This is a genomic window from Paenibacillus sp. PastF-3 (genome assembly GCF_029893135.1).
Taxonomy (GTDB): Bacteria; Bacillota; Bacilli; order Paenibacillales; family Paenibacillaceae; genus Paenibacillus_AQ; species Paenibacillus_AQ nitricinens.
Window position 1 is genome coordinate 187,213 of the sequence record NZ_JARXWM010000009.1, and the last position, 11,814, is coordinate 199,026.

Below are 11,814 nucleotides of genomic sequence, written 5' to 3' on the forward strand. Positions count from 1 at the left end.
TACAGAAATGATGTCTGAACCTGTTGCCCGTCTGCAGGGAGTTACCAAGAAAATAGGCTCTAAGACGCTGGTGAGCAATTTAACGCTTGATATCCCACCGGGTCAAATATTCGGGTTTTTGGGACCAAACGGAGCAGGGAAGACGACAACAATACGAATGATGGTGGGATTAATTTCCATTAGCAGTGGGGATGTCCTGATTAGTGGTCATAGTATTAAAAATAATTATAAAGAGGCTATTGCAAGTGTTGGGGCTATTGTAGAAAATCCTGAAATGTACAAGTTTCTGTCCGGGTATCAGAATCTTAGACAATTTGCACGGATGGTACCGGGAGTCAGTAAGCAACGGATTGATGAGGTTGTGGAGCTGGTCGGGCTTGGTCAAAGGATTCATGACAAAGTGAAGACTTATTCCCTAGGTATGCGTCAGAGACTTGGAGTAGCTCAGGCACTACTAAACCGACCAAAGCTACTGGTTCTAGATGAACCAACCAATGGGCTTGATCCCCAAGGCATACGTGAGCTTCGTGACTATCTGCGCCTACTCTGTCGTGAAGAAGGAACAACCGTATTTGTCTCCAGCCATTTACTTTCCGAAATGGAGCTCATGTGTGACAGTGTAGCCATTATTCAGAATGGGCAACTGCTTGAGGTAAAACAGCTAAAAGAGGTGGGCAATGTTACAATGCCTGTCGGAGAAACCTTGTTTGAGGTTGACGATGCCGAAGCTGCACTTGCTCTCATTGGACAAGGAACATTAAAGAGCGGTGGGCTTGTAGTTGAGGCGGCACGTGAAGATATTGCGGAGTTTAATGCCAGACTAGTGGCTGGTGGGATTAAAGTGTACAGTATCAAATCACTTGCCCGTACACTTGAGGATCAATTCTTAGAGGTTACAGGAGGTGAAGGAATTGAGTAATTTTACAGCGTTGATACATAATGAGAACATCAAGATATACAGTCGTGCTCGCACATGGATTATGCTGATTATTCTAGCCGTGTTTAGTGCGTTTCTTCCGGCTCTTATGTATTTCACAACGGATAACCCTGCATCACGCTTAGGCGTTTGGGACAGCTTCCAAATGATAGTGAGTGTTGTATTCTTCCTGAATACGATCTTCGTTGTTGTTATAGCCGCTGACTCCGTAGCGGGCGAATTTACCTGGGGAACCATCAAAATGCTGCTGATTCGCCCGTGGAGCCGTTCCCAGATCTTGCTCTCGAAATACATTAGCATTGTGTTGTTTAGCTTGCTTTGTACTGCAGTGTTGATTGTTTTTGGTTTAGCTGCATCGTTTATTTTCGCCTCACCAACTGGAGACACACTGTCTTCGATTGCAGCTTGGAGTCCTGCTGAGTATTCCTTTATAGATCTCCTATGCCGCTATGTCACTCTTTTCTTGACGGTTACACTTGCTTTTATGATCTCTTCCGTATTCCGGGCAAGTGGATTGGCGATTGGTTTATCTATGTTCATCATGTTTGCCCAAGGTATTTTCGCTGCTTTGCTTAATCCGGATGTGTTCGAATGGGCCAGATATTTAATTTTCACTCATATGGATCTAAGGGTCTACATGGGATCTGATGTTGGTCCAGGTGGTGCCACACTAGGCTTCTCCATTGCTGTGCTAGCAGTGTATTATGTTATATTCTTAGCAGTTTCCTGGTTTGTCTTCCGTAAACGGGACGTTGCTGGATAAAAAATAGGATTAACCGGCTTCAAGCGTTTCTTCTGCTTTGGAGGAACGTTTTGCTGACTTGTCCTTTTTCGTATTACTTTTGAGCTCACCTGCTTGTTCAGAGGTGGGCTGTTCCTGCATGGCGATGGACCCGTTAAGCAGGCTGCCCTCCATAATACTGAGTGCTCCTGCAGAAATATTACCGTGTAGCTCGCCAGTACCAGTCATAATGAGCCTACGATCTGCGGTAACATCTCCATATACTTTACCAGCGATAACGATCTCTTCTGCTCTAATACTGGAGCGCACCGTGCCTTCCTCCCCTACAGTGACTACACCACTGCATATAATTTCTCCGCTAAAGGTACCTTCAATCCTCAGGTTCGTATCACAATGTACTTTACCCTCGAGCGTACCCCCATGACCAATCAGAGAGTCCGTAGACTTGAAAGGGGCACGCTGCTGCCGCTTGTTCCACATGTATAAATTCCTCCTAGTTCATATATTTTCACATTAACATTTAGGGTTTAACATAATCCAAGGGATCCACAGTTTTATTCTGCTTCACTACCTGAAAATGAAGATGAGGTCCTGTGCTTCGACCAGTGTTTCCAAGTAAGCCAATCTTCTGCCCCTTGTTAACCTTGTCTCCCGCAGATACATTCATTGCCTGCAGATGCATATACCAGGTTTCAAGCCCGTTCGAATGCTTTATCACGATATACTTGCCTCTCGCACCCATCTGCTCGGAGGTAACGACCTCTCCGTCTAAGGCGGCATATACAGGATCGCCTAAGTTCCCGGCAATATCGACACCTGAATGGAACGCGGATAAGCCTTTGAAAGGATCTGTTCGGTAGCCGAAGCTTGAGGAGATGACCCTAGAATCGGTAGGCCAGAGTACCGCTGCATTTAGTCTGGCTTTTTCAGCCTGAGCTTTTTTTGCCTGTTGATTTGCTTGAACGTTATTCTCATGCTCGGCCAGAGTGATAGTCTGAGTAATACTTTCTACCATTTCATCGAGCATACCGTGGATCTCTTCGAAATCGTCTTTTGTTTCCTCCACCAGATTTAGTGATTCGTTCTGATAAGACGCGATATATTCTCCGCCTACCTGTGATGTGATTGTAGCTTTAAAAGATGTCTCATTTGGGATTGGCATAGCGTTACGGCTCGATAAGCCTAAGGTTGAATTTGAAGCAGTAGATCCCGTTTTTGATTCTTTTGTTTCAGTGGCGGAGCCTTTGCTTTTGTTAATCAAAGACTGGAGCTCCTGTTCCAGCGCATTTACACTCTTCAGCTTGTCTTTAATATGATCTGCCTCTTCTGATAGCTCGCTGACTTGAGTACGAAGCTGCATTAGATCCTTATCCTTGTCAGCGACCTTCATTTCCATGCGGAGATTGGTTAGTGATAGTGCGGCTGCCTCAGCTTCCAGTTGTGAGATCGACTGCGAGGCATGGAAATGCATAGAGGTGACCAGACTGGAGAGGGACAGGGCTGCTGCTGCCGGCAGGGCGAACGCAAGTGGCTTGGAGATGTGGAGTTGTTTGACTGGGCGTCCGACATCCCTTACGACGAGCAGCGTAATCCGGTTATGATCTGGCTGACTCTTCATGGCTTCTCCTTTCTGCGGCATATGGCAGCCGCCTTACGATACACGAAGCTAACGACCTTACTTGCATTAGGCTCATCCCGAATTGTCTTACTACTCTATGTATTCCATATCTTTCGGGAACATGACAACGGTTTGTTTGAATAAAGAAAGAGAGTTACGGCAAAACCTGTACTAGAGTCGTCACAGCGAGTCTATTGCAACTGTTTTATTAATGGAGGGGGTAGGGAATTGAAGACCTTTGCGATAATTCTAAGTCTTTTTATTGTACAGCTCGCAGTTATTGTATTTTTGGAGTTCCGTCGCCCGCAAAGGGCTATGGCGTGGTTGTTCATTTCATTCTGTTGTCCGCCGCTGGGTCTGGCATTCTATTATTTTCTGGGCCGTGATTATAGACAGAATCGAAAATTAAACAAAAGATGTACTTCACTATTTCGTGAAATTCGTTCACATGTCTCTGGCAGTATTAAGGTAGTAAAGGATGTTACTGAGAGTGGAAACGCTCAGTTTGAGAATAATAAAGGTCTACTGGATTTACTCTCGAAAATCGCAGAAGGACCGATTACTGGTCACAACAAGAGCAGGGTATTATCCACTGCTAGAGAAGCGTATGATGCTATGCTGGAAGCTATGGAAGAGGCGAAAGAACATATACACATGGAATTCTATATTTATCGTGATGATGAGATTGGTGAGCAATTTCAAGATGTTATGATTCGGAAGGCGCGACAGGGCGTTAAGGTACGCTTGCTTTGTGATGGTTTGGGCAGCCATCAATTAAGCCGGAGATTCATTCGTACATTGAGTAATGCGGGAGTAGAGTTCCACTTTTTTTTACCTCCGATTAGTTCACTGTTGGATCGTCGTTTTAATTTCCGAAATCATCGGAAGATCCTGGTGGTGGATGGGCTCGTTGGCTTCACGGGTGGAATGAATATAGGGGATGATTATTTGGGGAAGGATCCCAAAATGGGATATTGGCGTGATACCCATCTGCGTCTGGAAGGAGACTCGGTATATTACATTCAGTATGTGTTCTTAAAGGATTGGACACTGGCCTCTGGCGAAAGTATGAGTCATCCGCGTCTATTCCCAAAACATACTTGTGAGGCGCAAGAAGCCGTGCAGATTGTTGGGAGTGGCCCGGATGCTGCAATAGACGCTTCTCAGGAGATGTATTTTGCCGCCTTATGCGCAGCTAAACAGCGGATTTGGATTACTTCACCGTATTTTATTCCTGATCCTGCCGTATGCCGGGCATTGAAAAGTGCAGTACTTCGTGGAGTGGACGTAAGAATTATCATTCCGGCGAAGCCTGATAATATGCTTGTTTATCATGCTTCTTTGTCTTATTTAGAAAATTTACAAGACGCAGGAGTTAAATTCTACAGCTATACCAAAGGATTTATGCATGCCAAAATCATGATTATCGATGATCTGCTCGCTACAGTGGGAAGTGCAAATCTGGATATGCGCAGCTTTTATTCTAACTTTGAAATGACAGCTGTGCTGCTACATCCTGATGCTATCTCTCCGATAGTCAAAGGGTTTGAGAAGGATCAGAAGCACAGTGAATTTATTGATCCTGTAAAGTTTAAGGAGAGAGGGCGAATTGTCAAACTCGGTGAAGGGCTGTGTCAGTTGTTATCTCCGCTATTATGAGCGGAAAGAGGACTAAATCTGAATTTTTCGAAGGATATAACCTGTTCCATTCATTATTAGGGCTTATTTTGTGATATAATAATTGTATAAGAAGAAATGTAAGAAAGTATAGATTATAATTATACTTCCGAATGTTTCAACACTATACTGTTAAATTGTAGGGGGAGTTCTATGAATGTGAGTCCACAAATGATTGCCAAAGAGGAAAAGAACAAGCTGCAGAAGACCGGAACACATAAAATGGCTAAGTTCGCGCAGCGTATGATCATGTTATCCATTGGGGCAGCAATGATGGCTGTTGCACTTGAGATATTCCTCGTACCGAATCAAATGATTGATGGTGGGATTACCGGTATCTCTATTATTTTATCACATCTATTCGACATTCCTCTGGGGATTTTATTGACGCTGTTAAACCTTCCGTTCTTGTTAATTGGTTATAAGCAAATCGGTAAGACCTTTGCCTTATCTACCTTATATGCAATTGTGCTTATGTCTATTGGTACTTCAATGTTGCATCATGTGAATGCCTTTACGGTTGAGCCTATGCTTGCAGCCGTTTTTGGGGGGATCATTCTTGGTGTAGGTGTTGGGTTAGTAGTACGTTTTGGCGGATCTCTAGATGGTACAGAAATTGTTGCGATTCTAGTGGCCAAGAAGCTTCCCTTCTCTGTAGGTGAAGTTGTTATGTTCTTCAACCTGTTCATCTTGTCCGGAGCTGGATTTGTGTTCGGTTGGAATAATGCGATGTTCTCACTAATTGCTTATTACATTGCTTTCAAGGTAATTGACATTACACTTGAGGGTCTGGATCAATCGAAATCGGTATGGATTATCAGTGATAAATTCCGTGATATCGGTGAAGCCTTGACGGAACGTCTTGGACGTGGTGTTACTTATTTAGATGGAGAAGGCGGATTTTCCGGGGAGAATAAGAAAGTAATCTTCGTGGTTATCACCCGTTTGGAAGAAGCCAAGCTTAAATCCATTGTTGAGGATTGGGATACTGGTGCATTCATCGCAATAGGTAACATTCATGATGTTAAAGGTGGCCGTTTCAAGAAGAAAGCCATTCATTAGCTTGGCACTTTAGTATTATTAACTGAAAGAAGGTATTTTTACGAATAATGGAGCAATAAATACGGTGAACAAGACTCGATATGCCGTATTCTTATACAATATACCTTCTGTCCTTGAGTGGGACGCCTGATAAGCCCGGAGCATGAAATGATGCTGCGGGCTTATTGTTGTTTTTTGGCTCATTATTCGTGTCATTCCATCCCTACGGAAGCTTAGCAATGAGCTGTTTGACGGGTTGCGGAGGCACCTTTTCCAATAGATCTCCCATCCGTTGCAGGCGTTCCTCAATATTGAGCAGATGAAAATCAGTAGGAGATACGTTTTGCTGAACCTCTTTCCATAGCAAGGGTGTGGATACTGTAGCAAGCGGTCTGGCGCGTGGTGTGTAAGGTGCAGCTAATGTTTTGCCACTGTAATGCTGGAGGTAGTCAAAATAGATTTTATCTCCCCGATTCTTCTTCAGACGCTCCAAGGTGAATAAATCGGAGTGCTTTTCAGTGACATAACGACCGACGAAATGTCCGATTTTTCGCAATTCATCAAAAGTAACACCAGTTTCGATAGGAACAATGATCTGCACCCCGGTAGCGCCAGAGGTTTTGGGTACAGAAGATAAACCGAGGGAGGTTAAGACCGTCCCAACGATTGCAGTGGCTTCCATGATACGAGGCTCAACCTCACGTGACGGGTCTAGATCAATCATCCATTCACAAGGTAGAGCGCTGCCGACATAATGCAAAGAAGGATGGAATTCCAAAGCAGCCAGATTACCCAGCCAAATCAGCTCAGGTAAACCTTGTAGCTTAATATAATTTATATTCTCATGTACAGCGGTCTGGACAAAGGCAGGAAGAGGATCAGGTGCATTTTTCTGATAAAAGGACATTCCAGAGACACCGTGCGGATAACGAATGACGGTCAGCAGCCGATCTCGGCAATAGCGCAGCAGATAGGGAGAAAGTGCAGCAAGCTTTTGCAGATAAATCCGCTTCGTAATGCCACATTCTGGCCAGAGCAGCTTCTCTGGGTTCGTGATAATGATTTCTTCTCCGTCTACGGTAATTGTACCTTTGATCGCCGCGGGCATCTGAAACCTCCTTTCCATTATAGGAATGAGGGTATTATGTGCCAGTCTGTTTCTTTTCATGAAAAAAATATTTCCAAAGCGTCCCTTTTGGATGATCATAGGAGTTATAAGGATATACGATTACGTGAAAGGGGAGTTTGCTGATATTGGACGGAATCGAGTACACCGTCGTTCGGGTACAGGCAGGCGAGGTAGAGTCCTATGCCCTTATCGTCGAGGCTTATCAAAAGCCGATTTACCGCTATTGCTGCCGGCTGCTTGGAAGCCGCACGGAAGCAGAGGATGCGGTACAAGATATTCTGGTAAAGGCCTATCAGCATATAGGCACGTACCGCCCTATCGCGAGCTTTTCATCATGGTTATATAAAATTGCCTATCATCATTGCCTTAGTCTAATCCGCAAACGCCAAAGACATTTAAAGATTATGGCGCTTTTTCAACCCGAGCCTCCTGCAGAAAGTCCGGAACAGTTGATGGACCGTTACATATTTAACGAACAGCTCACGATTGCCCTCTCAAAGCTGAAAATGGATGAGCGAAATCTGTTAGTACTTCGAATCTTTGAGGAACAGAGCTTTCCGGAGATTGCGGAGATCCTCGATAAAAATACGGATGCCGTGAAGAAGAGATACAGGCGTACGATTATGAAGCTTGGCAAAATGATGAATGCTCAGAAAGGGGGGACGGAATGGTGGGGCAACGGCAACGAAGCTTTGTTGAAGAGAAAATGATAAAAAAAATGGACGCATGGGGTGACTGTGACGATCTAGATGTAAAAGCAGCTGTTATGAAGCGGGTAAGGGCGATTCATGATCAACAGAAAATAATAGATGGAGAAATGACCCACTTCCGTGACGAGCTGGATTCATTCTCAAAGCCGGGAAATCCCGTTATGCAAAAGCAAGAGAAGATACTCCCGCATCCATCTAGGTTTAGAAAAAGACTTCTCTCAGGGGTATCCGCAGCTGCATTGCTGGGAATGATCGGATTTGGTGCTCTTCAGCTGTCTGGACTTGGGGATTTAGCGGAACATGGGAGCCAGTCTACAATTGATATCACACAGCCTTCGGATGGCGCTATTACATTAGTAAGCAGTGGAGGTAAAGCTATTGTTCAGACGGTTCACAATAATACCCCTGTTCCCACAACCTCTACTGCGATAGAGAAGTATCTAAGCTTATTAGAGACTTATAAAGAGCAGGTGCTTGCTTACTTGAACGTTGGAGAAATGGCTGCTTATTATGTGAATGATCCTGAATTTACTAAGTTGGTCAAAGGTTTAGGTTATGGGAATCAATTGCAGTACGCCTTCAAATCTCCTGTGTATACGAAGTATCAAGATTTCGCAAATGAATTAAAAGGGACTGGCGATTTCTGGCCAGAGCTGCCTTCCAAGCTCACTAATGGTTATGAATTTGAGCAAGCAACTTTTAAAGCCGCTTCTCCTTACGGGTCGATAAACACGGAGCATAAAGAAATGTTTGAACAATTTCAAAAGAAAGCTAAGGCCGATGAAACAGGCCAAAAGCTGTTTATGGAGAAGATAACTGTGAATGCCATAGAGAGTGCTGAGGTTACCTATCACAAGGGGGGTCAAAGAATTACATTATCCTTAATGCAGAGCGCCTTTAGGGGTTATCCAACACAAGTGTCTATCTTGGAAGGTCAGACTGCTGAAAAATGGTCTATCACAGGAACCGGTAAAGAGGCGGTTTTTATCGCAGCGAGTACAGAGAAGGAGGAGCAGACTTGGTCTTCCCGGAATCTTATGTATTGGTATGATGAAGCCAGCCAGATGATCCGTAGTTTAAATGATGAACTGAACAACAGCTTGACCCGTGAACAATGGCAAGTGATTGCCAATAGTTTTATTCGCTAGCTACTGCTGCTCTAATTGTACTTTATGATCCTTTCGTCTTTTGACGAAAGGATTTTTTTATGAGAAAAAGTCCCTTTCTCCCATGCTGAAGTGTTATAGAAGTGTAGTTGAAAAACAGGGCGAAATTACATCTACTCTGTTAGAAGGAGGTGATTAGAACTTGAAGCTTAATAATCAATTCAAAAAAATACTGATGGTGATTTCTGCAGTAACCTTGCTGGGAATAGGAGTGGTCTTGGGTGGGGAGGTATCTGGCTTATTCCTTTCGACCGCGTCGGCATCCGGGCAGCAGGCTTCAGCACCAATCGATCAGAAGATTCAGAAGCAACTGGATGCACTCGAAGCAGGGTTGAAGGAAGGAACGTTAATGGCTTATTACGTACGTGATAAAGTTTCCAATCCTCAGGATACGATCAGCTTCTCTGGCAAAGGATTTGTTTTTAAAGACTATAAATCTTTTGCAGCTAAATTTAAAGCGCTAAAGGGGCCGTCTACTCCGCAGCCTGGCAATCTTCCTAAAGGCTTCGCGCTGGCTACAGCTATCATTTACCCACCGGTCGTAGCTAATGATTCAGATCTGTATTTACAGTTAGAGCAAGAACTAAAGGCAGCAGCAGCGGCAGGTGAGCCCCATAAACAGTTGTTCAGTAAAGTTGTTAGCTGGAGCCAGACTAAATTGTCCATGCAGCTGTATGCTAAAGGAAAAGCCAATTTTAGCATTGTAACCGGGGCGCCGCCCGCCAAACTCCCCGAAGGAGCGGTACCTTTTGTACGAGCTACAGAAACTAAGAAAGAGCTGACGGTCAACGGAAGGAAAGTAGTGCTTACAACCGATTCCGCTAAAGATGCAAGCTTCAATACTAAACTGGTATGGTTGGATAACTCAGGAACAGTACAATATACCCTTTCAGACAATCGGGCCAGTAAACTGACGACAAATGAAATGCTGGCTGTAGCTAAAAGCATGATCAAATAACCAGATGGTTAAAGGAGGATATCATATTGATTATTAAAAAAAGTGCAGCTATTACGGCTTTAAGCTTAATAGTGTTGATGAGTGCGGTGAGTGGAACAGCAGGCGCAGTGCCTGCAGGAAGCAAGAATAAAAGCAAAGCCACCGTACCCGTTGAACAGAATACGCCGGTATCGCCAACGATTGAAGCGTTGATTGCTAAAGAAAATGCGGTTCCCTTAAAAGCGGGCGAAATTAAGATCCTTTATGTCAATGACAAGAAATCTAATCCAGATGAAACCTTGAGTATAAGCTATATGCCTTACAGATTCAGTTCCACAAATGAAGCAGCGCAGAAGTTATCTTCATTAAGCGGAAAGTCACTCTTGATACCTGCTTCACTCCCGGAGGATTATAAGCTGCAGGATGTTGTTTTAAATCCAGTACTTCCGATGTTTTTCAGCACAGAGTATAAAGCCCTCAGAGATCAGATAAAAGCCAAAGCACAAGCTGCTGGTAAAAAAGTGATTTCCCAAAGCTTGAAGTGGAGCGAAACAGAAACTTCTATCACCTATTTGCGAAATGGGGAGAGAGTGATTTTAAAATCTGCTCCTGCATATACGCTTCCGGAAGGGGTTACTTTGGCGCAGCTGCCTGGTGACCAAGATGAGAACTCGACCATCAATGGAGTTGAGTCAGTATACACTGTGTTTGGACCTCATCATGGAGATCTTAAAGTTCAGCTGGTATGGTCTAGTGTGGATGGAGGTACTGATTATAAGCTTACGAGTACAAAAAATACTGCGCAGACAAAAGCGGAGCTGGAGGCTATTGTAACAAGTCTTATAGCACAATAAACAACGTCCTCCCGTACAGTCGGGAGGACGTTTCTTTGGGGAAGAACTCATCCTTTTTGCTCCATAGTGCAAGACTCCGGAGGAAGATCAACCTTAGCTTGAGTAACGGGCTGACGCAAAGTGCCTGAGGTATTCCATTCCAGAAAATGAACCTTGAAGACAAGCTTTGGTTTGATCCAATATGCATTCTTACCTCGTTGCGGAACCTCTGCAAAGGGCATTTGATCTATTTTTAATTGATGTACCTCCGCAGTTAAGTCGCGTTTATCCTGTACAGTCAATTTGCCGGGTCCGGCATGCCCGATATAGTGTAGGTTACCATCATTGTCATACAGCCCGAGAAGCAATGCATTAACGATGCCGTCTCGGAACGTTACACCTCCGGCTACAGCCACAATGTCAGAAATGATTTTACGTTTCTGCCAGCGTTTATCTTTTCCACCCGGAGCATAAGTGCTGTTGATATCCTTGCAGACGATTCCCTCTAGGCTTTGGTTCTGAGCGGCGGCAAACAGTTCTCCAGGATCGCTATAATTCGGTACGACTTGTACATGAGGATGGGGCAGCAGAATATCGCTTAGTAGCTGCTGCCGCGAGCATAAAGGTTGATCCATCGTCGATTGGCCATTGTACAACAGAATATCAAAAATCATATAAATGACAGGAACCTGATACCTAACGACAGAAATGGTGGAGCCATTCTTTAAGCTGTCCCTCCGCATGACCTCGTGGAATGAAGGTTTTCCATCCTTGAGTGCAATAATCTCACCATCAAGAATAACGGAGTCCGCTTTGCAGTAAGCAGATACATCCGTAAGCTCAGGGTATTGCGTTGTACGGTAATTGCCGCGTCTGTTAATAAGCTGAGTAGTGCTTCCGTCGTAATAGGACAACATGCGAACGCCATCCCATTTAATCTGTGCAATCCACTGGTTGCCTGCTGGAAGCTGCCCAGCCAGTATGGGTTCAAAAGGAATAATAGGCTGAAGCTTCATCAGCAGAG

At 44.3% G+C, this 11,814-nt stretch carries 12 protein-coding genes; 8 read left to right on the forward strand and 4 right to left on the reverse strand.

The window, feature by feature from the left end:
- Positions 1-7: 7 nt before the first annotated feature.
- Positions 8-919, forward strand: a complete 912-nt coding sequence (locus M2444_RS19150) for an ABC transporter ATP-binding protein (protein ID WP_094871465.1) — start codon at positions 8-10, stop codon at positions 917-919.
- The gene (locus tag M2444_RS19155) at positions 912-1,700 is read left to right on the forward strand and encodes an ABC transporter permease (RefSeq protein ID WP_094871436.1); all 789 of its coding nucleotides are present in this window, start codon (positions 912-914) and stop codon (positions 1,698-1,700) included. Before M2444_RS19150 ends, M2444_RS19155 begins: the two co-directional genes overlap by 8 nt.
- Before the next feature lie 9 nt (positions 1,701-1,709).
- Here the strand turns inward: M2444_RS19155 and M2444_RS19160 are convergent, their stop codons facing one another.
- Together M2444_RS19160 and M2444_RS19165 are read right to left on the reverse strand one after the other, a co-directional pair.
- Positions 1,710-2,159 (reverse strand): bactofilin family protein, encoded by a 450-nt coding sequence (locus tag M2444_RS19160; RefSeq protein WP_094871437.1) that lies wholly within the window; start codon positions 2,157-2,159, stop codon positions 1,710-1,712.
- Between the two features lie 40 nt (positions 2,160-2,199).
- Positions 2,200-3,318: a peptidoglycan DD-metalloendopeptidase family protein gene (locus M2444_RS19165; RefSeq protein WP_280787771.1), complete on the reverse strand. Its 1,119-nt coding sequence runs from the start codon at positions 3,316-3,318 to the stop codon at positions 2,200-2,202.
- A 207-nt stretch (positions 3,319-3,525) separates the two neighbouring features.
- Here M2444_RS19165 and cls point away from each other — a divergent pair, with 207 nt between their 5' ends.
- Positions 3,526-4,956: a cardiolipin synthase gene (gene cls / locus M2444_RS19170; protein WP_094877696.1), complete on the forward strand. Its 1,431-nt coding sequence runs from the start codon at positions 3,526-3,528 to the stop codon at positions 4,954-4,956.
- A 240-nt stretch (positions 4,957-5,196) separates the two neighbouring features.
- Positions 5,197-6,036, forward strand: coding sequence for a YitT family protein (locus tag M2444_RS19175; RefSeq protein ID WP_231573468.1), 840 nt, complete (start codon positions 5,197-5,199; stop codon positions 6,034-6,036).
- A 202-nt stretch (positions 6,037-6,238) separates the two neighbouring features.
- Here the strand turns inward: M2444_RS19175 and M2444_RS19180 are convergent, their stop codons facing one another.
- Positions 6,239-7,123, reverse strand: a complete 885-nt coding sequence (locus M2444_RS19180; protein WP_094877698.1) for a DNA polymerase domain-containing protein — start codon at positions 7,121-7,123, stop codon at positions 6,239-6,241.
- 146 nt (positions 7,124-7,269) lie between these two features.
- Between M2444_RS19180 and M2444_RS19185 the strand changes: the two genes are divergently transcribed.
- The 4 genes from M2444_RS19185 (at position 7,270) to M2444_RS19200 (ending at position 10,811) form a co-directional block, all read left to right on the forward strand.
- A complete protein-coding gene (locus tag M2444_RS19185) occupies positions 7,270-7,854 on the forward strand; it encodes an RNA polymerase sigma factor (protein ID WP_094877699.1) in 585 nt (194 codons plus the stop codon).
- Entirely contained in the window at positions 7,812-9,002 is a 1,191-nt protein-coding gene (locus M2444_RS19190) for a hypothetical protein (RefSeq protein WP_280787772.1), read from the forward strand. The genes M2444_RS19185 and M2444_RS19190 overlap by 43 nt, the downstream gene beginning before the upstream one ends.
- Positions 9,003-9,162: 160 nt before the next feature.
- Complete coding sequence (locus M2444_RS19195; protein WP_280787773.1) at positions 9,163-9,978, forward strand: hypothetical protein; 816 nt, start codon at positions 9,163-9,165, stop codon at positions 9,976-9,978.
- A gap of 26 nt (positions 9,979-10,004) precedes the next feature.
- Positions 10,005-10,811, forward strand: coding sequence for a hypothetical protein (locus tag M2444_RS19200; protein ID WP_280787774.1), 807 nt, complete (start codon positions 10,005-10,007; stop codon positions 10,809-10,811).
- 47 nt (positions 10,812-10,858) lie between these two features.
- On the opposite strand, the gene M2444_RS19205 is transcribed toward M2444_RS19200, so the two are convergent.
- The gene (locus M2444_RS19205; protein ID WP_280787775.1) at positions 10,859-11,806 is read right to left on the reverse strand and encodes an ATP-dependent DNA ligase; all 948 of its coding nucleotides are present in this window, start codon (positions 11,804-11,806) and stop codon (positions 10,859-10,861) included.
- Positions 11,807-11,814 lie beyond the last annotated feature (8 nt).

Bases quoted from the DNA above. Each gene is read 5' to 3' on its own strand.
- M2444_RS19165 (WP_280787771.1), bottom strand. From the start codon at position 3,318: ATGCCGCAGAAAGGAGAAGCCATGAAGAGTCAGCCAGATCATAACCGG.
- M2444_RS19190 (WP_280787772.1), top strand. From the start codon at position 7,812: ATGGTGGGGCAACGGCAACGAAGCTTTGTTGAAGAGAAAATGATAAAA.
- M2444_RS19150 (WP_094871465.1), top strand. From the start codon at position 8: ATGATGTCTGAACCTGTTGCCCGTCTGCAGGGAGTTACCAAGAAAATA.
- M2444_RS19205 (WP_280787775.1), bottom strand. From the start codon at position 11,806: ATGAAGCTTCAGCCTATTATTCCTTTTGAACCCATACTGGCTGGGCAG.
- M2444_RS19180 (WP_094877698.1), bottom strand. From the start codon at position 7,123: ATGCCCGCGGCGATCAAAGGTACAATTACCGTAGACGGAGAAGAAATC.
- M2444_RS19160 (WP_094871437.1), bottom strand. From the start codon at position 2,159: ATGTGGAACAAGCGGCAGCAGCGTGCCCCTTTCAAGTCTACGGACTCT.
- M2444_RS19175 (WP_231573468.1), top strand. From the start codon at position 5,197: ATGGCTAAGTTCGCGCAGCGTATGATCATGTTATCCATTGGGGCAGCA.